Annotated in this window: 27 protein-coding genes; 12 read left to right on the top strand and 15 right to left on the bottom strand. The window is 68.9% G+C overall.

Annotated elements, in window-relative coordinates:
• Positions 1–50: 50 nt before the first annotated feature.
• Both ACWGE0_RS25675 and ACWGE0_RS25670 read right to left on the bottom strand, forming a co-directional pair.
• Positions 51–788: an SDR family NAD(P)-dependent oxidoreductase gene (locus ACWGE0_RS25675; protein ID WP_452263444.1), complete on the bottom strand. Its 738-nt coding sequence runs from the start codon at positions 786–788 to the stop codon at positions 51–53.
• 5 nt (positions 789–793) lie between these two features.
• A complete protein-coding gene (locus ACWGE0_RS25670) occupies positions 794–2497 on the bottom strand; it encodes a serine/threonine-protein kinase (protein WP_452263443.1) in 1704 nt (567 codons plus the stop codon).
• Between the two features lie 91 nt (positions 2498–2588).
• Between ACWGE0_RS25670 and ACWGE0_RS25665 the strand changes: the two genes are divergently transcribed.
• Positions 2589–3239, top strand: coding sequence for a Clp protease N-terminal domain-containing protein (locus ACWGE0_RS25665; protein ID WP_452263442.1), 651 nt, complete (start codon positions 2589–2591; stop codon positions 3237–3239).
• Here ACWGE0_RS25665 and ACWGE0_RS25660 read toward each other — a convergent pair.
• Complete coding sequence (locus tag ACWGE0_RS25660; RefSeq protein ID WP_452263441.1) at positions 3193–4161, bottom strand: helix-turn-helix transcriptional regulator; 969 nt, start codon at positions 4159–4161, stop codon at positions 3193–3195. The two genes, ACWGE0_RS25665 and ACWGE0_RS25660, sit on opposite strands and share 47 nt — an antisense overlap.
• Before the next feature lie 102 nt (positions 4162–4263).
• Between ACWGE0_RS25660 and ACWGE0_RS25655 the strand changes: the two genes are divergently transcribed.
• The 4 genes from ACWGE0_RS25655 (at position 4264) to ACWGE0_RS25640 (ending at position 6495) form a co-directional block, all read left to right on the top strand.
• Positions 4264–4677 carry a VOC family protein gene (locus tag ACWGE0_RS25655; RefSeq protein ID WP_452263440.1) on the top strand — a complete coding sequence of 138 codons (414 nt, stop codon included), beginning with the start codon at positions 4264–4266 and terminating at the stop codon, positions 4675–4677.
• Positions 4678–4758: 81 nt separating this feature from the next.
• Positions 4759–5196, top strand: coding sequence for a response regulator (locus ACWGE0_RS25650; RefSeq protein WP_452263439.1), 438 nt, complete (start codon positions 4759–4761; stop codon positions 5194–5196).
• Between the two features lie 109 nt (positions 5197–5305).
• Complete coding sequence (locus ACWGE0_RS25645; RefSeq protein ID WP_452263438.1) at positions 5306–5875, top strand: sigma-70 family RNA polymerase sigma factor; 570 nt, start codon at positions 5306–5308, stop codon at positions 5873–5875.
• Positions 5876–6009: 134 nt separating this feature from the next.
• A complete protein-coding gene (locus ACWGE0_RS25640; protein WP_452263437.1) occupies positions 6010–6495 on the top strand; it encodes a hypothetical protein in 486 nt (161 codons plus the stop codon).
• Here ACWGE0_RS25640 and ACWGE0_RS25635 read toward each other — a convergent pair.
• Together ACWGE0_RS25635 and ACWGE0_RS25630 are read right to left on the bottom strand one after the other, a co-directional pair.
• Complete coding sequence (locus ACWGE0_RS25635) at positions 6461–7813, bottom strand: FAD-dependent oxidoreductase (protein WP_452263436.1); 1353 nt, start codon at positions 7811–7813, stop codon at positions 6461–6463. The genes ACWGE0_RS25640 and ACWGE0_RS25635 overlap by 35 nt on opposite strands.
• A gap of 52 nt (positions 7814–7865) precedes the next feature.
• A complete protein-coding gene (locus ACWGE0_RS25630) occupies positions 7866–8852 on the bottom strand; it encodes a response regulator transcription factor (RefSeq protein ID WP_452263435.1) in 987 nt (328 codons plus the stop codon).
• A gap of 89 nt (positions 8853–8941) precedes the next feature.
• On the opposite strand from ACWGE0_RS25630, the gene ACWGE0_RS25625 reads away from it, so the two are divergent.
• Together ACWGE0_RS25625 and ACWGE0_RS25620 are read left to right on the top strand one after the other, a co-directional pair.
• Positions 8942–9331 (top strand): cupin domain-containing protein, encoded by a 390-nt coding sequence (locus ACWGE0_RS25625; RefSeq protein WP_452263434.1) that lies wholly within the window; start codon positions 8942–8944, stop codon positions 9329–9331.
• Positions 9328–9717 (top strand): DUF1304 family protein, encoded by a 390-nt coding sequence (locus ACWGE0_RS25620; protein WP_452263433.1) that lies wholly within the window; start codon positions 9328–9330, stop codon positions 9715–9717. The genes ACWGE0_RS25625 and ACWGE0_RS25620 overlap by 4 nt, the downstream gene beginning before the upstream one ends.
• On the opposite strand, the gene ACWGE0_RS25615 is transcribed toward ACWGE0_RS25620, so the two are convergent.
• The 4 genes from ACWGE0_RS25615 to ACWGE0_RS25600 are packed head-to-tail and all read right to left on the bottom strand — an operon-like array spanning position 9706 to position 13703.
• Positions 9706–10263, bottom strand: coding sequence for an SMI1/KNR4 family protein (locus ACWGE0_RS25615; RefSeq protein ID WP_452263432.1), 558 nt, complete (start codon positions 10261–10263; stop codon positions 9706–9708). The genes ACWGE0_RS25620 and ACWGE0_RS25615 overlap by 12 nt on opposite strands.
• Complete coding sequence (locus ACWGE0_RS25610; protein ID WP_452263431.1) at positions 10260–10913, bottom strand: response regulator; 654 nt, start codon at positions 10911–10913, stop codon at positions 10260–10262. The genes ACWGE0_RS25615 and ACWGE0_RS25610 overlap by 4 nt, the downstream gene beginning before the upstream one ends.
• A gap of 18 nt (positions 10914–10931) precedes the next feature.
• Positions 10932–13487, bottom strand: coding sequence for a histidine kinase (locus ACWGE0_RS25605; RefSeq protein WP_452263430.1), 2556 nt, complete (start codon positions 13485–13487; stop codon positions 10932–10934).
• Between the two features lie 6 nt (positions 13488–13493).
• A complete protein-coding gene (locus ACWGE0_RS25600) occupies positions 13494–13703 on the bottom strand; it encodes a hypothetical protein (RefSeq protein ID WP_452263429.1) in 210 nt (69 codons plus the stop codon).
• A 131-nt stretch (positions 13704–13834) separates the two neighbouring features.
• On the opposite strand from ACWGE0_RS25600, the gene ACWGE0_RS25595 reads away from it, so the two are divergent.
• Positions 13835–14248 carry a protein-tyrosine phosphatase family protein gene (locus tag ACWGE0_RS25595; RefSeq protein ID WP_452263533.1) on the top strand — a complete coding sequence of 138 codons (414 nt, stop codon included), beginning with the start codon at positions 13835–13837 and terminating at the stop codon, positions 14246–14248.
• Here the strand turns inward: ACWGE0_RS25595 and ACWGE0_RS25590 are convergent.
• Positions 14245–14913, bottom strand: a complete 669-nt coding sequence (locus tag ACWGE0_RS25590) for an MOSC domain-containing protein (RefSeq protein WP_452263428.1) — start codon at positions 14911–14913, stop codon at positions 14245–14247. The two genes, ACWGE0_RS25595 and ACWGE0_RS25590, sit on opposite strands and share 4 nt — an antisense overlap.
• 10 nt (positions 14914–14923) lie before the next feature.
• Positions 14924–15313, bottom strand: coding sequence for a MerR family transcriptional regulator (locus tag ACWGE0_RS25585; RefSeq protein WP_452263427.1), 390 nt, complete (start codon positions 15311–15313; stop codon positions 14924–14926).
• 74 nt (positions 15314–15387) lie between these two features.
• On the opposite strand from ACWGE0_RS25585, the gene ACWGE0_RS25580 reads away from it, so the two are divergent.
• A complete protein-coding gene (locus ACWGE0_RS25580) occupies positions 15388–16422 on the top strand; it encodes an aldo/keto reductase (RefSeq protein WP_452263532.1) in 1035 nt (344 codons plus the stop codon).
• 15 nt (positions 16423–16437) lie between these two features.
• Here the strand turns inward: ACWGE0_RS25580 and ACWGE0_RS25575 are convergent, their stop codons facing one another.
• The 3 genes from ACWGE0_RS25575 to ACWGE0_RS25565 are packed head-to-tail and all read right to left on the bottom strand — an operon-like array spanning position 16438 to position 19600.
• On the bottom strand, positions 16438–17559 hold the full coding sequence (locus ACWGE0_RS25575) for a hypothetical protein (RefSeq protein WP_452263426.1): 1122 nt from the start codon (positions 17557–17559) through the stop codon (positions 16438–16440).
• The gene (locus tag ACWGE0_RS25570; protein WP_452263425.1) at positions 17556–19070 is read right to left on the bottom strand and encodes an alkaline phosphatase D family protein; all 1515 of its coding nucleotides are present in this window, start codon (positions 19068–19070) and stop codon (positions 17556–17558) included. The genes ACWGE0_RS25575 and ACWGE0_RS25570 overlap by 4 nt, the downstream gene beginning before the upstream one ends.
• Before the next feature lie 11 nt (positions 19071–19081).
• A complete protein-coding gene (locus tag ACWGE0_RS25565; RefSeq protein ID WP_452263424.1) occupies positions 19082–19600 on the bottom strand; it encodes an FAD-dependent oxidoreductase in 519 nt (172 codons plus the stop codon).
• Between the two features lie 66 nt (positions 19601–19666).
• Here ACWGE0_RS25565 and ACWGE0_RS25560 point away from each other — a divergent pair, with 66 nt between their 5' ends.
• Complete coding sequence (locus tag ACWGE0_RS25560; RefSeq protein ID WP_452263423.1) at positions 19667–20137, top strand: GbsR/MarR family transcriptional regulator; 471 nt, start codon at positions 19667–19669, stop codon at positions 20135–20137.
• Here the strand turns inward: ACWGE0_RS25560 and ACWGE0_RS25555 are convergent.
• Positions 20073–20624, bottom strand: coding sequence for a TetR/AcrR family transcriptional regulator (locus ACWGE0_RS25555; RefSeq protein WP_452263422.1), 552 nt, complete (start codon positions 20622–20624; stop codon positions 20073–20075). The genes ACWGE0_RS25560 and ACWGE0_RS25555 overlap by 65 nt on opposite strands.
• A gap of 123 nt (positions 20625–20747) precedes the next feature.
• On the opposite strand from ACWGE0_RS25555, the gene ACWGE0_RS25550 reads away from it, so the two are divergent.
• Both ACWGE0_RS25550 and ACWGE0_RS25545 read left to right on the top strand, forming a co-directional pair.
• Positions 20748–21695 carry an SDR family NAD(P)-dependent oxidoreductase gene (locus ACWGE0_RS25550; protein WP_452263421.1) on the top strand — a complete coding sequence of 316 codons (948 nt, stop codon included), beginning with the start codon at positions 20748–20750 and terminating at the stop codon, positions 21693–21695.
• Positions 21692–22633: an SDR family NAD(P)-dependent oxidoreductase gene (locus ACWGE0_RS25545; protein ID WP_452263420.1), complete on the top strand. Its 942-nt coding sequence runs from the start codon at positions 21692–21694 to the stop codon at positions 22631–22633. Before ACWGE0_RS25550 ends, ACWGE0_RS25545 begins: the two co-directional genes overlap by 4 nt.
• Positions 22634–22867 lie beyond the last annotated feature (234 nt).

The following is a 22867-nucleotide window of genomic DNA, read 5'->3' as shown; positions in this document are numbered from 1 at the left end:
GCTGGAAGATCAACTCCGGACCGGAACTGGTTCCGGTCCGGTTCGGGGAATCACCGGAGGTAGGACGCCCCGTTGACGTCGATGATCGTTCCGCTGGCCCAGGTGGCCTTCTCGGTGGCGAGCCACGCGACGGCCGCGGCGACCTCTTCCGGTTCGGCCACGCGGCCGAACCCGCTCTGGGCGCGGATGGTGTCGCCCTCGGGGCCGGCCAGGAAGTCCGTGACCATCTCGGTCCGCACGAATCCCGGCGCGACACCGGCGACCGCGATGCCCTGCGGGGCAAGGGATTGCGCCAGCGACTGGGTCATGGCGTGCAGCCCGGCCTTGGCCGCGCCGTACGCGGGCGCGTCGGGCTCGCCGCGGTAGGCGCCGCGCGATCCGATGTTGATGATCCTGGACCCGCTCGCCATGTGCCGGACGGCGTGCCAGGTGAGGTCGGCCGGGCCGTACAGGTTGAGTTCGATCGTGCGGCGCCAAGCCTGCTGCCACTCGTCGAAGCCGGTCGTGGCGATTGGATGGTGGAAGTAGATGCCCGCGTTGTTGACCAGGACGTCGAGGCCGCCGAGTTGCTCGACGGTCCCGCTGACGACCTGCTCGGCCTGGTTCGCCCCGAGATCGCCCTGGACGGTGACGTGACCGTCTCCCGGCAGGTTTTCCGCGACCTTCCGCGCCTCGTCCGCCCCGGAACGGAAGTGGACGGCCACCTGGTGACCGCTCTCCGCGAGGGCGTGGGCGATGGCGGCGCCGATGCCGCGGGAAGCTCCGGTGACGAGTGCGCGTCGAGTCATGATCCCTAAGCCTGGTTGTCGATCATCCACTTGCCGTTCTGCTGCACGAGCGTGTACGTGTGCGTCTCGGTGGTGAAGACGCTGTCGCCCTTCATGTACTGCAGCGTCACGGTCACGACGTTGTCGCCCTGTGGCACGGGGTTCGACACCCGGACGGCCGTGTACTGGCTCCAGAACGTCTGGTACGTCTGGAAAGTTTGGTTGCGTTTCACCTTGAAGTTGTCGGTGAGCGTCGCGAAGCCTGCCTCGAGGTTGCCGGGCCGCTCCGCGTAGTAGGTCTCGATCGCCTGCTGGGCGGTCTGCGGCGGCGCCGCGGGAGGCGGTTGCGTCTGGCTCGGGGTGTCCTGCGGGGTGCTCGTCGGCTGCGTCGGGGTTTCCGACGTCGGCTGCGGCTGGGTCTGCGACTGACCGGTGGAGGGCGGATTGGAGTTCGGGGTGCCCGAAGCCGACGGGTTGCCCGACGCCGGGTTGTTGTTGTTCTGGTTGTTGCCCTTGGGCCACAACAGGAACGAACCGACACCCACGGCGAGCACGAGGAGCACGATCGCGATCGGGACCAGTGGGAACTTCCGGCGGTTCTCCTCGGGCTCCGGCTGGGGTGCGGGCTCGGTGGGAGGCGGCGGCGTGTAGACGGGCTGCACGGGCGCGGGTGCGGGCTCGGGTTCCGGCTCTGGTTCGGGCGTGGGCTCGGGTTCCGGCTCGACTGCTTCGGGCTCCGGTTCCGGCTTCGCGGGCGGTGCGGTCAGTCCGGCCGCCTCCGCTGCAGCCGCACCCGCGATCAACCCGGCCGCGGCGGCACCGGCCTCCTGCTTCGACAACTCCGCGGGCTGCGCCTCGGCCGGCAGCTCCACGGTGGCGGGGATGACCACGGTCGCCGCGGAGACCTGCGGCGACTCGTTCACCACCGCCGCCAGCAGGTGGACGGCCTCCTGCATGGACGGACGGCGCTCGGGTTCGTTGGACAGCAGGCGGAACAGCACGGGGGCCAGCAGCGGGCCCGCGTTGGCCGGCGGCATGATCGAGCCGCTGGCGACGCGGTGCAGCATCGCGATGTGGTTGTCGGCGGTGCCGAACGGCGGACCGCCCTCGACGGCGGTGTAGAGGGTGGCGCCGAGCGAGTAGACGTCGGAGGGGAGACCGGCGTCCTCGCCGCGGGCGACCTCGGGGGAGAAGTAGGCGGGCGTGCCGACGGTGCCGGTCATGGTGGCCGTGCCGTCGTCGGTGGCACGCGAGATGCCGAAGTCGGTGATCTTGACTTCCTGGTCGCCGATCAGCACGTTGCCGGGCTTCACGTCGCGGTGCTGGATGCCGTGGCGGTGCGCGGCGGCCAGTGCGGCGGCGGTGTAGCAACCGATGCGCGCCACTTCACGTGGCGGCAGCGTGCCCTGCTCGGCGATGACGGCGGCGAGGCTGCGCGAGGGGAGGTACTCCATGATCAGCCACGGCTGACCGTCCTCCTCCACGACGTCGTAGACGCGGATGGCGTTCGGGTGCTCGAGACGGGCGGCGAGCCGTGCCTCGCGCATGGCCCTGGCCTTCGCGCGGTCGATCTTGGCGTCGTCGAGACCGTCCAGCGCGAGGAGCTCCTTGGCCGCGACGACGCGATGCAGTTGCTCGTCGTACGCCTGCCAGACGACGCCCATCGCGCCCTGGCCGACCTTCTCTCGCAACCGGTAGCGGCTCGCGATGAGCCTGCTGCTCTCCTCCACGCGTTTGCCCGTCCCCTCTGATCACTCACAAGTGTGACGGTTGCCGCGTTCTCCGTTGACTGTAACCCTAGCTGGGGGTACATATGGGGTTATGCCGAAAATCAACGTGTACCTGCCCGATGACCTGGCGGAAACCGTCAAAGAGCTCAACATTCCGGTCTCGGCGATCTGTCAGCGCGCGCTGGAGGTCTCGGTGAAACGGATCACGTCCGTGCGCGGGCTGACTCCCGAGGACCTCGACGGTGAACGGGGATCCCAGCTCACCGAGCGGTTGCGCACGGTGATCCGGCTGGCCGCCGCATCGCCTGTCGTGACCACCTCGGAGCTGGCGCAGGCGCTCGTCGACGAGGGCGGCAACCTGGCCCTGGACGTGCTGCGGGCGATCGACATCGATCCGCGGACGCTGCGGTTCCCGTCATCGGAGGTCTCCGGAACCGGGTTCGCCCCGGACGCGGTCAACGCGCTGGAACTGGCCGTGGTCGAGGCGATGGCCTTGGGGCACAACTACGTGGGGTGCGAACACCTGCTGCTCGGACTGGTCGCGGAACCGGAGGGCGCGGGCGGTGAGGTGCTGCGGTCGCTGGGGGCGGATCTGAAGGGCACGCGCCGGGCCGTGCAGACCGCGCTCGCCGGGATCGTGCACCTCAAGAAGCAGCAGGCGGCGACCCCGGACGCGGCGAAGATCCTGGAGATGATCATGTCTCGGTTGGCTCGGCTGGAGCAGCACGCCGGTATCGGCTGACCAGCTCGGCGCCGATGGTCGCGAGGTGTTCGCGCACTTCCTGGGGTGATTCGACGGTGATGAGGCCGCCCCAGTCGGCGACGTTGCGGGCGATGTCGAGCGGGCGTGGGGCGGTCAGCTCGACCCTGACGTGGTCGCCGTCGGTTTCCGTCACTGTGCAGTGGCGGCCGTGCTGGTGCTGGAAGATCTTGAGGAACCGCTCGGGCACCAGGATCACGGCGGTGGTCTCCGAGCGGCGTTCCTCCATCCTCGTGACGACCTGGTCCCAGGCGCCGGTCAGTTCGAAATCGGCCGGCCGGGAGGACGGAGCGCCGGTCAGCGTGGCGCCCATGATGCGGTCGATCCGGAACGTGCGCTGGCCCTCGCGCGTGCCGGCGATGAAGTACCAGGTGCCGTCCTTGTCGACGAGTCCCCACGGGTCGACGGTGCGGCCTTTCGGTGCCTCGCCTCGTTTCTGGTAGGTCAGGCGGACCTGGACCTGCTTCACCACCGCTTCCTGCAGCAGGGACACCAGCACGGGCCGATCCCTGGTGTCCTCGCCCCATGCCGCGGTGTCGATGATCGTCGACCCGGCCGCGGCCTCTGCCTCTGCGCGGAAGGTCTGCGGCAGCGCTTTGACGAGTTTTCTCAGTGCTGACTTGATTTCCGGTGCCACGGAGGCGGCAGGGCCCGCGATCAGGAACAGTGCCTGCGCCTCGGCCGAGGTCAGGCCGCTGAGGTCGGTCCGGGCGCCGCCGATGAGCGACCAGCCGCCGCCTCGGCCCGGCTGGGGATAGACGGGCACGCCCGCGGAGGACAACGCCTCCAGGTCGCGGCGGGCGGTGGCCAGGGACACTTCCAGCTCTTCTGCCAGCTCAGCGGCGGTCACCCGGCCGCGGGCCTGCATCAGCAACAACGTGGCGACTAGTCGGTCTGCGCGCATGTCTCCAGGTTTCTGGCAAAAGTGCTCACTGGATGAGCACTTTACGGCCCAAGCTGAAAACACACCGACCGAGAAAATTTGGGAGTCACGATGTTGCGAGGCATGTCGACCGTGTCCTACTACGCCGACGACCTGGTGGAGGCTCGCGCCTGGTACGCGGCGTTCCTCGGGGTCGACGCCTACTTCGAGCGGAGCACCCCGGACGGCCTGCTCGCGTACGTCGAGTTCCGGATCGGCGACTACCAGGCCGAACTCGGGCTGGTGAACCGCCGGTTCGAGGTCACGCCGTCGGAGAAGCCGGCTGGCCAGATCCTGTACTGGGCGGTGGACGATCTCGACGCGACGCTGGCGCGGTTGCTGGAGCTGGGTGCTCAGGTGCACGACGAACCGCGGGTGCGGGGTGAGGGGTTCGTGACGGCGTCGGTGATCGATCCGTTCGGCAACATCCTCGGGGTCATGACGAACACCCACTACCTGTCCGTGGTGGAGGAGAACCGCGACAAACGTCTCGGGTGAGAGCAGTCATTCGCCGCTGCACCCACGACGTCACCGGGGCGTGTACTTCTCGGTGACGTCGTGGTTGTAGGAGGCCCGTTGATGGTGAACGACGGGCGAGGGCCCATCCGTGTGCTGATCGTCGACGACGACCCGCGGGTGTGCAGCGCCATGCGCACGTTTCTGGGGGCACATCAGGAGTTCGAGGTCGTCGGTGAGGCCGGCGGGGTCGAGTCCGCCATGCGGCTCGCCGCGGAGACCACGCCGGGTGTGGCGATCGTCGACGTGCTGATGCCGACGGAACGGGAAGGCCTGTCGCTGCTCAAGGTTTTCGCCGAGCAGCACGGGATCCCCGTGGTGGCCATGAGCCTGAACAACGCGTGTGCGGACAGCGCGATCGCCGCTGGGGCTTATGCGTTCCTCGCGAAGGACGGTTACTCGGATCTGCTGGTGAGCGCTTTGCTCGCCGCGCGCGGGGAAGGGCGCGGGGAAAGGCTCGGGGACGGGCGCGGGGAAGGGCTTCAGGAGCGCGACGGATGACGTAGGTGGGGCCGGACTTCGGTCCTGGTCAGGGGTTCCGCAACTACGCGGGCAGGTTCGGTCGGCCGACCGATTCGGACGCGTGTGGCGCGGAGCACAGTTCTGTGGCATGACCATCGTGAGCATCGACGCGGGAACACCGGACCGGGGAACGCTGGACACGGAAACACTGGACAGCCGGGTTCTCGCGGACATCTACCGCATGCACGGCCGTTCGGTGCACAAGTACGTGCGCACGCTCACGAACGGCGACGCGCAGCTGGCTGAGGACATCCTGCAGGAGACGTTCCTGCGTGCCTGGCGCACCCCGCGTCTCGCCCGCCGCCCGGAGGCGGCCAGACCGTGGCTCGTGACGGTCGCGCGCAACCTGGTCGTCGACCGCGTCCGGTACCGCAACCGCCGCCCGAAGGAGGCCGGCGACGGTGCGCTCGCGCACATCCCGGCTGTCCGCTGCGAGATCTCGCGGGTCGTCGACTCGATCACGCTCGCCGAGGCGATGGCGAAGCTGACCCCTGGCCGGCGCGAGGTCGTCGTGCACATGTACCTGCACGGCCGCAGTCCTGACGAGGTGTCCGCGGTGATGGGCATCCCGGTCGGGACGGTGAAGTCGCGCATCCACTCGGCTTTGCGCTCGCTGCGGTCGCACCTCGCGTCTTCGGACTTCTGCCTGGCCGCGTGAGACGGACCCGCGGTGAACAGCCGAAGAGTCGGCCACGGGGGTTGGCCGAGTGATGTTGGCCGAGGGGTGTCGGCTGCGGCACGGGTAGGCAGATCCTTGGGCACGATGCCGCAGTAGCGGCTTATCCTGCACAGATGACGACCCAGCTCGCCATCACCGGACATCGCGGTCTCTCCGCCGAGCTCGAGGCAGAGGTCGACCAGATGATCCGTGCCGTGGTGGCGGAGAACGGTGCTGAGAACGGCTCCGTGGTGGGTGTGTCGTGTTTGGCAGACGGTGCTGACGCGGTGTTCGCGCAGGCGGTGCTGGACGCGGGTGGTTCGCTCGTCGCCGTGTTGCCCGCCGCGCACTACCGCGAGACGTTGCCCGAGGACTACCGGCCCGTTTTCGACCGGCTGCTCGCTCGCGCCGGCAAGGTTGTGGAGCTGCCGTACGTCACGCCGGACCCGCACGCCTACATGGAGGCGGGCAAGCGGATGGTCGACGAGTCCGACTCGCTGCTCGCGGTGTGGGACGGCCGGCCTGGGCGTGGGCACGGTGGGACCGCCGATGTGGTCGCCTACGCGCGGTCCCGGGGTGTGCCGGTCACCGTTGTCTGGCCCGAGGGCGCCAACCGCTGAAGACCCGTCCCAGGAGCACTCGCCACAGCACCGCGGGCCGGAACAGCGCCGCCGGGTGGTCGACCATCTGGGAGACCCTGATGAACGACCGGTAGACCTGCCGGTTGCCGGGGATCACCTTGAACAGATGCCTGGCGTACCACTGCGTCAGCCGTGTGCTCAGCGGGAGTTTCTTGGTGCCCCAGCCCAGGTCCGTGGTCGTCGCGGACGTCCACGGGATCTGCGCGGTCCTGGCGATCGCGCGCTGGAAGGTGAGCGGTTCCTTGGCCAGGTCGTGGTCCTGCAGGAGGGTCTGCAGCGCCGCGGCGTTCAGGGCGGCGAGCGTCATGCCGTGCCCGTAGACGGGGTTGAGCGAGACCACGGAGTCGCCGAGCGCGAGCAGGCCGCGGGGCCAGTCCGGCACCTTGTGGAACCTGTTCCAGCGGCTGCGCAGGTTGCCGACGCGGTAGATCTTCGACGCCGGGGTGGCCGTTTTGATGATCTCCGCGATGTCCTGGCACTCCAGCGTCGTGGCGTAGGAGAGGAAGCCGTCCTCGTCGGTCGGGGCCACGTCGCCGCCCGCGCCGAACAACGTCACGAACCACAGGCCGCCGTCCACGGAGGAGACCGCGCCGCCGCGTTTGGTGGTGGGCGCGTAGGTGATCTCGTAGGCGGTCTTCCAGTCGAGCTTCAGGTCGTGGTTCACCTCGTACAGGCGTGAGGTGTAGGCGAGGTGGCCGTTGACGATCATCGGAGCCGGGCAGTGCACGCCGTGCTCGGCGAGCCACGACACCAGCTTGCTGTTGCGTCCCGACGCGTCGACCACGAGGTCCGCGTAGTCGCTGAACGGCTCGCCGTCGCGGCGGCCCTGCACACCGGTGACCGTGCCGCGGTCGTGCAGCAGTCCGTCGATCGTGACACCGTCCACAAGGGACACGTTCGGCAGCTTCAGCACCCGGCGCCGGATGATCCGCTCGATCGTCATCCGCGTCACCGACAGCACGCTGAGGCCGATGTGGTCGCGTGGTGCCCACCCCGCCGGCGCGCGGCTCAGGAAGTCGCTGCCGAGATCCGCGCGCACCGCACCCGCGTCCTCCAGCTCCGCGCCGAGCCGGGGGAAGAGCGTTTCGAGCACGTCGGCCCCGCGCGCCAGCAACGCGTGCGGGTGGTGAGCCTGCGGAACGCCTGCCCGGTAGCCGGAGTTCGCCCTGGTCACGGTATCGGCCGCGATCTGGTCGCGTTCGACGAGGATCACGTCGCCGTACGACTCGGACAACACCCTGGCAGCCAGCAGTCCCGCGAAGCCGGCGCCGATGACGAGGGCGCGGTCGGAGTACATGGCGGCCATGCTGGCAGAGCGAAGCTCCCTTAACGATCCCCCGAAAGTCCCGTCAGCGCAGCTTCGCGACGAGTTCCGCACGGCTGCGGACCGCGAACTTCGCGAAGAGCGATTTGAGATGGTCCTGCACGGTGTACTGCGAGATGCCGAGTCGTGCGGCGATCTCCGCCGTCGGCTGCCCGGCGAGCACCTCGTGGCAGACGTCCTGCTCGCGTGCGGTCACGCCGTGCGCCTTGAGCAGCAATCCGATCAGCTCGGTTCCGGACGCGCGGCTGATCGTCACCGCGGTCTCGACGTCGTCGTCGGACACCAGCTCGCTGGCCTCCAGCAGGATCCAGCCGCTGTGCGCGTCGCGGATCCTCGCCTTGAACGTGCCTGTCCTCGCTCCTGCCGCGGCCGCGCGCAGCATCACGGCGAACCGGCCGGGCGCGACCTCTTCCAGTTCGTCCCGCCACCGTGCGGCCGAGGCGGTGGTGGCGCGGATCGTGCCGTCGCCGGCCACCACGACGATCGCGGGCGCACCAGGCCTCTTCGCGGCCGTGCGCGCCGCGACCCTGGTGGCGGCGCCCAGCGCGGGCGCCACCGACGCCATGAACTCCGCCTCGCGTTCGCTGAAGTCCTTGGTGCGCACCATGCCGGCCGCGCCCCAGCACGTGTCGTCGGCGCGGAACAGCGACCGCAGTTCGTGGCTGAGTCCCAGTGGCCGCCAGATCTCGTTGAGCCGGGTGGACCGCTTGTCCTCCAGCCGTGCCACGGTGGCCCCGCGCTGCGCCAGCTCCGTGAACGTGTGCGGCTCGCCCGGCGTGTACTCGCAGGTCGCGAGCAGCGGCTCGTACTGCGGAGGGATGCGGTTGTCGCCGCTGGTCATCGAACTGATCGCGCCCGAGTCCGGGTCCATCGACGCCCAGCAGGTGAGCTCGCACGGCACCACCCGGTCCACCAGGGCGATGGCCGCCGCGTGCAGCTCCGCGACGTCCAGCCCCGCCGCCGCGAGCGCAGTGACATCGCGTCGCACGCTGAGCGCCCGACCCTCCCACATGGTTGGCAGTATGCGCCGACACCGGGAGGTCCGGGCATCCCAGATTTCCGGGATGGCTCCGCGTCCGGCCGGCGTGGACGCTGCTTCGCATGATGACCACTGCTGGCGAGGGCGAAGAACTGGTCGCGCCCGACGCAACTGTCACCGTCCGCATCTCGGGCAAGCACACCGACGGCGCCTACGAAGTGTTCGAGGTGGACGCGCCCAGGGGTGACGCCGCACCGCCGCACCGCACGCCGTGGCCCAAGGCCTACTACGTGTTGCACGGACGCATGGCCGTGCTGCTCGACGGCGAACTCCACGACCTCTCGCCGGGCGACGCGATCGCCATCCCGGCCAACGCGCCGCACACGTTCACCGTGCACACCCCGTCCGTCCAGTTCCTGGCCTTCGCAGCGGGCGACGCGATGAGCGCCTTCTTCCGCGACCTGTCCTCGAACGGACTGGAGGCCCTGCCCCGCCACGGGGTGACGCTGTGAGCGTCGTGGCGCAGGTCGCGGCGGCCGTCGCGGCCCTGGTGCACCTCGTCGTATGGGTGTGGGAGGCGTTCCTGATCCATCGCGTCCACTACAGCGTGTTCCGGCAGCCCGCGGAGGACGTGCCGGCGATCCGGCTGTGGGCGTTCGGCGTCGGCTTCTACAACCTCTTCCTGGCGTGCGGCCTGATCGCGGGCCTCGTCGCCGTGCACTCAGGACACGAACTGGTCGGGCGCACGTTGGTGATCTATGTGTCCGCGTTCATGGTGTTGAGCAGTGTGGTGCTCGCCGTCGCCGATCAACTGGCGATGAGCAGGCCGCGCAACCAGGCGTGGGGAGGCGTTGCGGCAGCAGGCATTCCGCCACTGGTGGTGTTGTTATTCCTGTAGCGCGGACAGCCTGCCGGTGAGCCAGGCGCCGTACCACTCGTCGAACGTGGGCGTCAGGCCGAGCTCGGGCGCGTTCGCGGAACCGTGCGGCGTGCGGGCGGGGCACCACAGGTTCTCCCACTGATCGCACAGCGTGCCGGCCAGCTCGCCGGTGAGGACCAGCACGGTGGCGTTCCCGCATCCCTGGTGGCCGATCTCCAGGCAGCCGGACGCTTCGAAGTCCATCTCGATCGACCTGGCCCTGGCCGTGATGAAGTGTTCCTCGAAGTCGGCGAGGGTCAGCGGGAACAACTCGGCGGTGTCGCCGCGGTCCTTCGCGTTGAGGTGGAGGTCGGCGGGTCGGTGCAAGCCGTAGTAAGGCCCCGGCCCGGTGCCCACGCGGAGCAGGAAGGCCCGGTACTCGGCGGGCAGGGCGACGCCGAGAGCCTGTTCCAGGTCCGTCAGCTCGGCCACCGTCACCGGCGTGCTGGGTGGCAGACCCGCCGGGTCGAGGGCGCGCAACTCAGTCAGTTGTGCCGCAAGCGTTTCCGTGCGATCCGCGGTCATTGCCCGGTCACCAGCCCTTCGCGCACCGCCCACAACGCGGCCTGGGTCCGCGAGGCGAGGCCGAGTTTGTTGAGCACGTTGGAGACGTGCGTGCGCGCGGTCCGTTCGGAGATCACCAGCGTCTCGGCGATGTCGCGGTTGGACTTCCCGTGCGCCACCAGCACCAGGATCTCGCGCTCTCGCGGGGTGAGCGCGGTGGCCGTGCGTTGAGGCGCGACCAAAGAGCGGGTCAGGGTCCGGGCGACCGCCGGGTCGAGGTGGACCTGGCCGCGCATGGCCGCGCGCACCGCCGCACCCACCTGGTCGGCCTCGGCGTCCTTCAGCAGGTATCCGGCGGCACCGGCCTCCAGGGCGACGTGGACGCGTTCGGCCTCGGAGAACGACGTCAGCGCGACCACCTCGACCTGGGGGTAGAGCTGCTTGATCGCCTTCGTGGCGCCGATGCCGTCGAGGCGGGGCATCAGCAGGTCCATCAGCACGACGTCGGGGAGGTCGTTCGCGGTGGCGCGGGCCGCGAGGTCGTCGAGGGCCGCCTGGCCGTCGCCCGCCTCGCCCACCACCTCGATGTCGTCCAGCATCTCGAAGAACGCCCGCATGCCGCGGCGCACCACCGCGTGGTCGTCGACGAGGAACACCCGGATCGGAGTCACCGCGCACTCACCTTGCCGTCACCGTGCCTCTCCTGCCGTTGCCCGGGGGAGCACCGCGCGGACCGTCGTGGAACCCGCAGGGGTGCTGTCGATGACGAGCCCGCCACCGATTCGCTTCATCCGTTCCCGCATGCTCACCAAGCCCATGCCGCCCGACGAGACCGTAGCCGGGTCGAAGCCCGTGCCGTCGTCGGTCACCTCGATGACCACTGCGCCCGGAAGATCAACACTGTCGTCCACGAGCGTGATGCCGATGCGAGCGGGGTGGGCGTGCTTGATCGCGTTGTGCACGGCTTCCTGGACGACGCGGAAGAGCTCTTCCTCGGCGCGCTCGTCCAGCGGGAGGCGGTAGCCGGGCGCCTCCACCGTGATGGCGACGCCTTCGCGGGAGGCGATCGCGGCCGACTGCTTGCGGATCGCCTCGGCCAGGCCGTCCTCGCGCAACGCGTCGGGGCGGAGCTGGAACAGCGAGGCCCGCATCTCCGCAAGTGCGTCCTGGGTCAGGCTGCGCAGTTCGGTGATGCCGCGGGCGACCGGGCCGGTGGGGTCGCCGCCCTGCTTCTGCAGCGCCAGTTCGACGGCGCGGGTGTGCAGGGTCATCGAGAACAACGCCTGGGAGACCGAGTCGTGCAGTTCGCGCGCCAGCCGGTGGCGTTCTTCGAGGGCGGCTACCTGGGAGGCTTCGTCGAGCATCTCCATGACCTCCTCGACGCCGAGCTGTTCCTCGCCGGCGACGGAGGTGAGCATCATCCGCGCGGACGCGGCACCGACCGCGCCGGCCAGCACGGTTTCCACGTGGTGCACGAGGTCCGGGTCGGCGTCCTGTCCGGACTCGACCGCTGCGGCGAGGTCCACGCCCTCGAGTGCTTTCGCCGCCGCGCGGTGGCCCATCGAGCGGACGAGCACGTCGCGCAACGCTTGCACCGGCACGCGGCTGCGCCACAGGCGTGGCCGGGACGGGTCGTGCAGAGCGTCGACGAACAGCACGGCCTGAGCCTGTTCGCGGGCTTGTGGGCGGCCGAGCAACGAGACCACGACGTAGCAGCCGACGTTGACGAGCATGCTCCAGAACATGCCGTGGCTGATGTTGTCCATTCCCGTGATGCCGAGCAGGTGTTCGGGACGCAGTGCCTCGATGCCGAACGGTCCGTGGTCGAGGAACCCGCGCGGCACCCAGCCCGTGGCCGCGAAGTTGGGCAGCAGCAACGTGTACGTCCACACCGCGAACCCGCCGGCGAGGCCCGTCATGACGCCGTTGCGGGTGCCGCCCTTCCAGTACAGGCCGCCGATGATCGCCGGCGCGAACTGCGCGACCGCCGCGAACGACACCAGTCCCATGGACACCAGCGCGGCGCTCTCGCCGGCGAGGCGGAAGTACCCGTAGCCGAGCAACAGGATCGCGACGATCGAGAGCCGGCGGGTGACCAGGATGAGCCGCGCGAGCCGGCCGCGGTAGCCGCGCCGGAGCAGCATCGGCACGACGATCGAGTTCGACACCATGGTCGACAGCGCCACCGTCTCGACGATGATCATGCCGGTCGCCGCGCTGAGTCCGCCGACGAACACCAGCAGTGCCAGCGCGTCCAGGCCCGCCGCCATCGGCACGGTCAGCACGAACGTGTCCGCGTCGGCCCCGGCACCGAACCGCAGCAGGCCCGCCGCCGCGATCGGCAGCACGAACACGCTGATCAGCAGCATGTACAGCGGCGTCATCCACATGGCCTGCTTGACGTGCCGCTCGTCGACGTTCTCGACCACGCCCACCTGCCACTGCCGCGGCAGCAGCACGATCGCGAAGAGCGACAAGACGTTCAGCCACACCCACGTGCCGGTCGAGTCGCCGAGCGTGAACAGCGCGGTGTGGCCGGCCGCGGCGGCCTGGCCGAAGAGGTCGCCGAAACCGCTGTAGAGGCCCCAGGTCACGGTGATGCCGGCCGCGACGAACGCCACCAGCTTCACCACCGACTCGAACGCGATCGCGGTGACCATGCCCTCGTGGCGTTCGGTCGCGTCGAGATGCCTGGTGCCGAAGAGAATCGTGAAGCCCGCCAGCAGCAGCGCCACGTACAGCGCGGTGTCCTCCAGCAGCGGCACCTGTCCCAGTGCGGACGACTCCGTGACCGCCGGGGCGCGGCGGATGATCTCGAACGTGTTGGAGACCGCCTTGAGCTGCAGGGCGATGTACGGCACGACCCCGACCACCGCGATCGCCGCCACGAGGCCGCCGAGCCGCACGCTCTTGCCGTAGCGGGCGGACACGAAGTCGGCGAGGGAGGTGATGCGGTGGCGGCGGCTGATGTGGATGATCCTGCGCAGCACCAGCCACCCGAGCGCGAGCATGATCGTCGGCCCGAGGTAGATCGACAGGAAGCCGACGCCGGTCGACGCGGCCCGCCCGACGCTGCCGTAGTAGGTCCACGACGTCGCGTAGACGGCCAGGGAGAGCGCGTAGATCGTGCCGCGGCCGACGATGCTGCGGCCCGCGTCGGCGCGGCGGTCGCCGTAGAACGCGATCGCGAACAGCACACCGAGGTAGGCGGCGGACACACCGATGACGACCCACGTGGTGAGCACGGTGGATCAGCCGGACCGGCGGACGAGCAGCGCGACCAGCGCGATGACGGCGAGCCACGCGCCGAAGAGGTAGGCCGCCACCGCCGGCACGCCCGCGACGGTGCCCCCGTCGTTCGCGGCGGTGAGCAGAGGCGGTAGGAAGAGCACGAAACCTGTCGCGGCGGCGAGGATCGTCAGGCCGGTGAACCGCTTGTCGTCCCTGGCGCCTCGTCGCACCCGTCACCACCTGTCGAACATGATTGACTCGCCAGTCAGCAGATTCGCGAGCGTAGTACGAATGGTGGAATTCGGCGAAGCACACATGACAGAATTTCGCGCTGTTCGCGCAATGCGACTGTTTGGGGGAACTGTTCGTGAAGACCGTTGAGCTGCCCGACGGAGCCGTGATCACAGGCCGTGGCCTGCGGGACGGCAGGATCGTGGAGCCGCATCCGCAATACGGGGTGTACCTGCAGCCACGGCCTGTTGACGTGCCGTGGCCGCACGACTGGATCGACTGGCCGGACTTCCGGCTGCCGCGTGATCAGGACGCCGCGATCAGGGTGATCCGGTCCTTGCACGCCCGCGCGCTGTCCGGTGAGCCTGTCGAGGTGGCGTGCAGCGGCGGCGTCGGCCGCACCGGAACCGTCATTTCGTGCCTCGCCGTACTGGCGGGTGTTCCCGCGGATGAAGCCGTCGCCTGGACGCGCGCGAATTACCACAAGCGCGCGGTCGAAACGCCGTGGCAAAAGCGCTGGGTCAGGCGCTTTCCACCTCTTTAGGAATCGAGCTCGACGACGGTGCGCTTGTGCACCAGTTCGATCACCTCTGGCGGTACCGAATCCCCCGCCTCCAGCAGGCGGGGGAGCAGGTCGGCCTCGGTGAGCACGGCCCGGAAGAACATCTCGACCGTGACGTCGTGGTCCGGCCGGTGTACGACGGCGATCTCGTCGCCGGGCGCGATGAGGCCGGCCTCCAGCACCCGGAAGTACGCGCCGGGCCGCTTGACCTGCGTGAACCGCTTCACCCATCCGCGTTGACCGAGAAAGCCGGCGAAGGTCCGGCACGGCACGCGCGGCCCGGTGACCTCCAGCAACGCGGTGCCGACGCGCCACTGCTCGCCGACGAGGGCGTGCGTGTGGTCGATGCCCTGCGTGGTCAGGTTCTCGCCGAACTGGCCGTTGTGGAGGTCGACGCCCAGCTCGGCCTGCCAGAAGTCGAGGTCCTCGCGGGCGTAGCCGTACACGGCCTGGTAGTCGCCGCCGTGGTGGTCGGGGTCGCCGATCGCGTCTCCCCGGACACCGCTGCCCGCGCTGCCCTTCGGGCCGGGCGCGAAGACCTCCAGCGGGGTGTCGACGGGGCGCTTGTCGATACCGGTGATGCCCTTCTGGGCGTAGTCGACCGGAACCGTCCTGTGGGCGACGTTCAGTGAGAGCACGACGGGCATGGGCCCGAGCCTATTGGCCGACCGCTTTCGGGGCGATCGAATTGACGTAGTCCTCGTACTTGCCGACCTTGTACGTGATCAGGTCCATGCACTCCTGCAGCTGGACCATCTGCTGCCGGACGCGTTCCTGGTGCTCCTTGAGGATGTCCAGGCGCTGCAGCTCGTTGCCGTCACCCGCGCGCACCAGCTCGGTGTAGCGGCGGATCTCGGGCACCGGCATCCCGGACATCCGCAGCATGATGCACATGCGCAGCCAGTCGATGTCCTGCTGCGTGTACACCCGGCGTCCGCCCGGTCCTCTGTGGACCTGGTGGGCGAGGATGCCCTCCTTCTCGTAGAACCGCAGCGCGTGCACGCTCAGCCCGGTGCGTTCGGCGACCTGTCCGATGCTCAACTGCATGACAGTGAGCATAAGTTGGGAGCTCGGTCCTTGACCTAGAGACGACTCTAGTTCGTAGGTTCTCGCTCATGACGATGCGTTATCGCGTACTTGGGGGAACCGGCATCGAGGTCAGTCACCACTGCCTCGGCGCCATGATGTTCGGCGATGTCGCCAACAAAGACCACGACGAGGGCGTGCGGATCATCCACCGCGCCCTCGACGCCGGCATCAACTTCGTCGACACCGCCGACATGTACTCGGCGGGGGAGTCGGAGGAGATCGTCGGCAAGGCACTGAAAGACCGCAGGGACGACGTCGTGCTGGCCACGAAGGTGCACTTCCCGCTCGGGGAGGGGCGCAACCGCAGCGGCAACTCACGTCGCTACATCGTGAACGCCGTTGAAGCCAGCCTGCGCCGGCTCGGCACGGACTGGATCGACCTCTACCAGGTGCACCGGCCGGACTACAAGACCGACATCGAGGAAACGCTCTCGGTGCTCACCGACCTGGTGCGGGACGGCAAGATCCGGGCGTTCGGCTGCTCGACGTTCCCGGCGGAGGAGATCGTCGAGGCGCACCACGTGGCGGTGAACCGCGGGCTGATGCGGTTCCGGACCGAGCAGCCGCCGTACTCGATGCTGGCGCGCGGGATCGAGCGGTCGGTGCTGCCGACATGTCAGCGGCTCGGCATGGGTGTGCTGGTGTGGAGTCCGTTGGCCAGCGGTTTCCTGTCGGGCAAGCACCGGAGGGGCGCGTCGGCCGAGGCGTTCCGGGCGACGCTGAGCCCGGAGCGGTTCGACGAGTCGCTGCCGGGCAACGCGGCGAAGTTCGACGCCGTGGAGGCGTTCGCGAAGCTCGCCGACGAGATGGGGGTGTCGCTGCCCGCGCTCGCGATCGCGTTCACGACGACGCATCCGGCGGTGACCTCGGCGATCACCGGGCCGCGCACGATGGAGCAGCTGGAGTCGTTGCTGGAAGGCGCTTCGCTGGTGCTGACCGACGACGTGCTGGACCGGATCGACGAGATCGTGCCGCCCGGCACCGACACCTACGACGTGCACGGCTTCTGGAAGCCCGCGTCGCTGCTGGACGTCCACCAGCGACGCAGGCCTCTCGACCAGAGGTAGATCACTTGGGGTAGCTCACCAGGCTTGGGTGCTCAAGCCGGTGCCGAGGTAGATCTGGTCGAACCCGTTGCCGTCGTTGTCGTCGGTGTAGACGACGGTGACGCGGCCCCACGGATCGACGCCCACGGCGGGCTCGTCCTGCCTGCCGGTGGCGTTCGAGACCGTGAGCTGCCTCGGTGGCCGGCCGGTGGTGGTGCCGTCGGGGTTGTAGACGTGGGTGTAGACGTCCTGCGCCTCCGCCGTGGTCACCGCGACGCCGAGCTGGTCGTCGATGCCGATCTGCGGGTCCGCACCGGTGGTGCTCGCGGCGGTTCCACGGGCGGCACCCGCGGCGGTGAAGGACTGCGACTTCACGCCGGACTGCTCCCAGGCGACCGCGAAGTCGCCGTTGAAGTTGGCCGCCACGGCGGGGTGCTTTCCCTGCCCCGTCGTGGTTTGCGCCTGCTTCACGCCACCGGACGGGGTGAGGATCTTGCGGGCGATGTTCGCGTCCGCCTCCCACACCACGATCGCGTTGCCCGCCGCGCCCATCGCGGTCTGGGGCTTCGCGTGGGTGCCGCCGGCGTTGTTGACCTGGGCCTCGTAGGTCTTGGAGCTGATCGACGCGAACCCGCTCACCCGCACGGTGGGCGGGTTCGTGCCCTGCTGGTCCTCCCACGTCACGGCGAAGCCGCCGGTGTCCGGGTCCGCCGCGACGCTGGGGAAGTGCTGCTGGCCGTCCGCGCTGGCGTTGGCCGTGCCGGAACCCGAGACGGCGCCCGCGGCACTGACCGAGCGGACCGCGATGTTGTAGAAACCGTTGCCGTCCGGGTCTTCCGACCACACGACGACAGCGCTGCCGTCCTCGTGCAGCGACACGTCCGGTTGCCAGTGGCGCCAGTTCCCGGTGCCGCCGGTGCTCAGTTTCTTCTCGTAGAGCGACGTTCCTTCCTTGTACAGCCGGATCCAGACGTCGGAGTGGATCGGGTCCGCGGGGGTGGCGGTGTCGCGGTCGTCCTCCCACACGACGGCCGTGTAGCCGTTGCGGGTGGCCGAGACGGACGCGTTGTCCTGGTCGCCGGTCGAGTCGCTGTTGACCGTGGACCACGTCAGGGGCGCTGGTGCCAGCAGGAGGCTCGCGATCAGAAGAGTTTTCACGGCGCCTGCAATCCGGGGTTGTTCGCCTCGACGACGTAGCTGCCGACGGTCTTCACCGGGTAGTCGCGGACGGTGACCTTGTCGACGGCGCGGAAGTCGACCCGCATCTCGGTGGAGGTGATGCGGGTCTTCACGTAGCCACGCAGGTTCTTGTAGTACTTGACGTGCGGGTTCAGCGTCGGGTTGAGGCCGTTGTCGGCCGCGTTGCCGTCACCGCTGGACGTGATCGACGTCGTGACGAGCTCGGTGCCGATGATCCGGTTCTGCGACTGGTAGCTCTGCATGAGGTTCGCGGCCCAGCTGCGGTGCACGTCGCCGGTGAGCACGACGGTGCCCTTGTTGCCGTTGGTGTCCCAGGCGTTCTGCAGGCGGGTGCGGTTGGCGGTGTAGCCGTCCCACGCGTCCATGCTCTTCGATCCGTCCGCCGCGGCGAGCCGTTGGGCGAAGAACACCTGCTGGCCCAGGAAGTCCCAGGTGCCGAGCTTCTGCCGGAGGCCGTCGATCAGCCACGTCTCCTGCGAGGTGCCGGTGAGCGTGCGGGTGGGGTCGTCGGCGGCAGGGCAGACCTTCGTGCCGTCGCCGCACGCCTGGTCGTTGCGGTACTGGCGGGTGTCGAGCATGTGGAACGTGGCGAGGCTGCCCCAGCGAACCCTGCGGTGCAGCAACATGTTCTCCGCGGTGGGGGCCTGGGCGCTTCGGAGCGGCATGTGTTCGTAGTACGCCTTGTAGGCGGCGGCGCGGCGGGCCTTGAAGTCGCCGGCCGGGCTCGTGTCGTTGCGGATCAGGTTGGCGTAGTTGTTCTCGACCTCGTGATCGTCCCAGACCACGAGCCAGGGCGCGGTGGCGTGCGCGGCCTGCAGGTCGGGGTCGGTCTTGTACTGGGCGTGCCGGACCCGGTAGTTGGCAAGAGTGCTGATCTCGGTGGCGGGCGCGAACTCGCGGACTTTCGTGGTGGTGGCGGCGCCTTCGTAGATGTAGTCGCCGAGGTGCAGGATCAGGTCGGGGTGTTCCTCGGCCATCCGGCGGTAGGCCGTGAAGTAGCCCTCCTCGAAGTGCGAGCACGAGGCGAAGAGCATGTTCAGTTCGGGGGAGGTGCCGACGGCCGGTGCGGTGAGGGCGCGGCCCACGGGGGAGATGTGGCCGTCGGTGCGGAAGCGGTACCAGTACTCGCGGCCGGGCTCGAGGCCGGTGAGGGTGACGTGGACGGAGTGCGCGCTCGCTTGCTGCGTCGTGAACGTGCCGGTGCGGGTGATGGCGGTGAAGCGTTCGTCGGTGGCGACCTGCCACTCGACTGCGGTGTTGGTGTTCGGCATGCCGCCGAGACCGTCGCCGTTGAGGGGGTTGGGGGCGAGGCGGGTCCAGATCACGAACCCGTCCGCGGAGGGTTCGCCGGACGCCACGCCGAGGGTGAAGGGGTAGCCGATGGCACTGGCGGTGCTCGGGCTGAGGACTACGGCGCTCGCTCCCGCGAGGCCGCCCACGATGAAGGTGCGTCTCCGTAACGTGGTCATGAGGAGCAGGCTTACCGAACGCGGGTAAAGGCCCGCCTAACGGTGTGCGGCTTCAGAGTGGTTTCCCACCAAGCAAAAGCGTCGTGGTCGTCGAGGTGGATGTCGAACGCGTCGGCGAGCAGCTCTGCGGCGCACAGCGGGATGCCGGTGTCGCGGACGGCGCGGTAGAGCAGGGCCACGTGGTCGCGGGACCAGGATTCGAGTCTTAGGCCGGGTAATCGTTCGGCTTCACAGCACGGTTGGGCGCACACGACGATGTCGAACCATTCGTCGTCGTGGTCGTTGAACGCGACCGTGACGCCGAACCGGTCCGGGTGCAGCGCGGTGACTTTGCTGTGCCGGGTCTCGTAGTGCAGCGGGTAGGGCAGGGCGGCGAGTCGTTTCGCGGCGTGCAGGTCAGGGCCCTTGAGCGGCACGGGATTCGGGTGCGGGCCGTGGTCGAGCACGACGACGTCCCACGTGCTGCGGCTCAGCCGGAGTGCGGTCGCGAGGCCCGCGATCCCGGCGCCGACGACGAGTGCTGTGGCCATGACCAGCCCCTTCCCCCTAGGATTGAGGCTAGCGAACGTTCAGAAATTTCTGAAGACAGGAACGCTGTGACGAGCGAGACAGATCGCAAGGAGGCTGCCGAGCATTTGGCGCTCACGTTGGTCGGTGCCGGGATGCAGCGGATGGGAGCGCGGGCTCTGGCGGCGTTCCTGTTCTCCGACAAGGACTCGCTGACCGCGGGAGATCTCGCCGACGAGCTGGGCGTGAGCGCCGGATCGGTGTCCGGCGCCATCAAGATGGTCGTCCAGATGGGGCTGATCGAGCGCATTTTCGTGGCGGGCAGCAGGCGTGAGCACTTCCGGATGCGGGACAACGCCTGGACCACGCTGTACTCGCGGCAGCACTCGGTCGTCGACGACGTGCTCAACGCGGTGGAGAAGGGTGTGAACGCGGTCGAGTCCGGTCCCGCGCACGACCGGCTCATCTACATGCGGGACTTCTACACCTACCTGCTCAACGAGGCGCCGGCGCTGGTGGAGCGCTTCGAGCAGCAGCGCCGTGAAGGACGCCGTCCATGATCAGGTCGAGCATCCGCTTCGCCTGATCCGGGTCGCCGTTCTGGGCGACGCCGATCAGCAACGCCATCAGGTCCATCGGTTCCGTCTGTGCGCCCAGTGGGGCGAGCAGGGTGGCGACCGCCTCGGTCATCTTCGCGCGGCTGTGCTCGAACGGGTTGATGCCCGCCGCGATCACGGCCTGCAGCGCTTCCTTGAGGTCGCGTTTCGTGGCGGCGTAAGCGATGAAGCGGTCCATCCACTCGCGGAGCGCCGCTTCTGGCCCGTGGGTCTCCAGCAGTTCGGGGGCCGCGTCGCAGAGCTTTTCCAGCTCCGTGCGGTAGACCGCCTCGATCAGCGCCTCACGCGTGGGGAAGTGCCGGTACAGCGTGCCGATCCCGACGCCCGCCTTCTTTGCGATGGCGCCGAGTGTCACGTCCTTCTCGTGGGTGAAGGCGTCGAGCGCCACCTCGACGAGCAACCCGCGGTTGCGGACAGCGTCAGCGCGCACTTCATTCACTCCACTGGGTAACTCGCACCGTGTCACTTGCCAAACGGAGGGTCCTCCGTTTACTGTGGAACTCGAACCGGAGGAACCTCCGTTTCAGTGTACGACACAGGTTGGGGATCTGAAATGAGTGAGCGCATCACCACCCCGTTCGGGTTCGAGAGCACCGCTCTCGAGGTCGTCGAGGGCGTCGACCTCTCGGGCCGTCGCGCCGTGGTCACCGGTGGGGCGTCCGGCATCGGCGTCGAGACCGTGCGGGCACTGGCCGCCGCGGGCGCCGAGGTCACCATCGCGGCGCGCAACGTCGAGGCGGGCGAGCAGGTCGCCGCCGAGGTGTCCTCCGCCACGGGCAACAAGAACGTCCTCGTCGCTCCGCTGGAGCTGACCTCGCAGGACTCGGTGAAGGCCTTCGCCCGCAACTGGGACGGCCCGCTGCACCTGCTGATCAACAACGCGGGTGTCATGGCCACTCCGCTGACCCGCACGCCCGAGGGCTGGGAGCTCCAGTTCGCCACGAACCACTTCGGTCACTTCACGCTGACGCTGGGCCTGTTCGACTCGCTGCGCGCCGAGGGCGCGCGCGTCGTGAACGTCAGCTCGGCGGGCCACCTGTCCAGCCCCGTGGTGTTCGACGACATCCACTTCGAGCGCCGCGAGTACGACCGCTGGCAGGCCTACGGCCAGTCCAAGACCGCGAACATCCTGTTCGGCGTCGAGGCGGGCAAGCGCTGGGCGTCCGACGGCATCACGATGAACGCGCTGATGCCCGGCGGCATCCTGACGGCCCTGCAGCGCCACATCACGCCCGAGGAACTGGCCGAACGCATCCGGCTCCGCGGCGGCGGCGACAAGCCGCTGCAGCTCAAGACGCCGGAGCAGGGCGCAGCCACCACGCTGGTGCTGGCCGTGTCGCCGCTCGTCGAAGGCCGCTCGGGCCTCTACTTCGAAGACTGCAACGAGGCCCTGCCGAACACCCCTGGCATGACCAACGGCCTCGCCGCCTACGCGATCGACCCCGAAGCGGCTGCCCAGCTGTGGAAGGTCTCCGCGGAAACACTGAAGGTGCAGGCATGATCACCACTGGTTTCGGCTTCGACACCACCGCCCTGGAAGCAGTAGAAGGCATCGACCTCTCCGGCCGCCGCGCCATCGTCACCGGCGGCGCCTCGGGCATCGGCGTGGAAACCGTCCGCGCCCTGGCCACCGCCGGCGCCGAGGTGACCATCGCCGCCCGCGACATCGACGCCGCCCAACGCGTGGCGATGTCCCTGACCGCCTCCACCTGCAACAAGAAAATCTCAGTAGCCCGCCTGGACCTGGCCTCCCAGGCCTCGGTAAAAGCCTTCGCCCGCAACTGGGACGGCCCGCTGCACCTCCTGATCAACAACGCCGGCGTGATGGCCACCCCGCTGACGCGCACCGCAGAGGGCTGGGAACTCCAGTTCGCCACCAACCACTTCGGCCACTTCACCCTGACCGCAGGCCTCTTCAACTCCCTCCGAGCCGAGGGCGCCCGCGTCGTGAACGTGAGCTCCTCCGCCCACCTCATGAGCGAAGTCGTCTTCGACGACCTCCACTACACCCGCCGCGAGTACGACCGCTGGCAGGCCTACGGCCAGTCCAAAACCGCAAACATCCTCTTCGGCCTGGAAGCCGGCCACCGCTGGGCCTCCGAAGGCATCACCATGAACGCCCTGATGCCCGGCAGCATCGCCACCAACCTCCAGCGCCACCTGACCCAGGCCGAACTCCAAAAACGCATCCGCCTGAGCGGCGCCGCCACCAATCGCCGCGTCAAAACCCCAGAACAGGGCGCCGCCACCACCCTCGTAGTAGCCACCTCCCCGCTCCTGGAAGGCATCTCCGGCAAGTACTTCGAGGACGGCAACGAGGCCCTGCCCAACACCGGCGGCGTGCTCTCCGGCGTGGCCCCCTACGCCCAAGACCCAGAAGCCGCAGCCCACCTGTGGCAGCTCTCCGAACAAACCCTCTGGTCCCTGAAAGCCGCCTAACCCCACCAACCCCAAGCCAGCCCGGCCAGCCACCCCGCGCGGTCCAGCCGGCAGACAGGGCGAGTCGTCTGGTGATCGAGCGGACCGCCTGAAAGGCAGGGCAGGCCGCCTGGGAAGCAGAGCGGCCAGCCGGAAAGCAGAGCGGAGTGGTGTGGCCGATCTATGCAGCCATCGCCCTGACCGGCATGGTCCGCGCCTTCCTGTCGCCGATCTACAACGCGCTGTTCGCCCGCG

The sequence above is a fragment of the Lentzea sp. NPDC054927 genome (assembly GCF_053610285.1).
This window is presented reverse-complemented; position numbering and strand designations above follow the sequence as displayed.

Excerpts from the sequence above, each read along its gene's own strand:
- ACWGE0_RS25675 (WP_452263444.1), bottom strand. The coding sequence starts at position 788 with ATGACTCGACGCGCACTCGTCACCGGAGCTTCCCGCGGCATCGGCGCC.
- ACWGE0_RS25665 (WP_452263442.1), top strand. The coding sequence starts at position 2,589 with ATGCCGAAAATCAACGTGTACCTGCCCGATGACCTGGCGGAAACCGTC.
- ACWGE0_RS25660 (WP_452263441.1), bottom strand. The coding sequence starts at position 4,161 with ATGCGCGCAGACCGACTAGTCGCCACGTTGTTGCTGATGCAGGCCCGC.
- ACWGE0_RS25655 (WP_452263440.1), top strand. The coding sequence starts at position 4,264 with ATGTCGACCGTGTCCTACTACGCCGACGACCTGGTGGAGGCTCGCGCC.
- ACWGE0_RS25650 (WP_452263439.1), top strand. The coding sequence starts at position 4,759 with ATGGTGAACGACGGGCGAGGGCCCATCCGTGTGCTGATCGTCGACGAC.
- ACWGE0_RS25645 (WP_452263438.1), top strand. The coding sequence starts at position 5,306 with ATGACCATCGTGAGCATCGACGCGGGAACACCGGACCGGGGAACGCTG.
- ACWGE0_RS25640 (WP_452263437.1), top strand. The coding sequence starts at position 6,010 with ATGACGACCCAGCTCGCCATCACCGGACATCGCGGTCTCTCCGCCGAG.
- ACWGE0_RS25635 (WP_452263436.1), bottom strand. The coding sequence starts at position 7,813 with ATGTACTCCGACCGCGCCCTCGTCATCGGCGCCGGCTTCGCGGGACTG.
- ACWGE0_RS25630 (WP_452263435.1), bottom strand. The coding sequence starts at position 8,852 with ATGTGGGAGGGTCGGGCGCTCAGCGTGCGACGCGATGTCACTGCGCTC.
- ACWGE0_RS25625 (WP_452263434.1), top strand. The coding sequence starts at position 8,942 with ATGATGACCACTGCTGGCGAGGGCGAAGAACTGGTCGCGCCCGACGCA.
- ACWGE0_RS25615 (WP_452263432.1), bottom strand. The coding sequence starts at position 10,263 with ATGACCGCGGATCGCACGGAAACGCTTGCGGCACAACTGACTGAGTTG.
- ACWGE0_RS25590 (WP_452263428.1), bottom strand. The coding sequence starts at position 14,913 with ATGCCCGTCGTGCTCTCACTGAACGTCGCCCACAGGACGGTTCCGGTC.
- ACWGE0_RS25585 (WP_452263427.1), bottom strand. The coding sequence starts at position 15,313 with ATGCAGTTGAGCATCGGACAGGTCGCCGAACGCACCGGGCTGAGCGTG.
- ACWGE0_RS25580 (WP_452263532.1), top strand. The coding sequence starts at position 15,388 with ATGCGTTATCGCGTACTTGGGGGAACCGGCATCGAGGTCAGTCACCAC.
- ACWGE0_RS25570 (WP_452263425.1), bottom strand. The coding sequence starts at position 19,070 with ATGACCACGTTACGGAGACGCACCTTCATCGTGGGCGGCCTCGCGGGA.
- ACWGE0_RS25565 (WP_452263424.1), bottom strand. The coding sequence starts at position 19,600 with ATGGCCACAGCACTCGTCGTCGGCGCCGGGATCGCGGGCCTCGCGACC.
- ACWGE0_RS25550 (WP_452263421.1), top strand. The coding sequence starts at position 20,748 with ATGAGTGAGCGCATCACCACCCCGTTCGGGTTCGAGAGCACCGCTCTC.
- ACWGE0_RS25545 (WP_452263420.1), top strand. The coding sequence starts at position 21,692 with ATGATCACCACTGGTTTCGGCTTCGACACCACCGCCCTGGAAGCAGTA.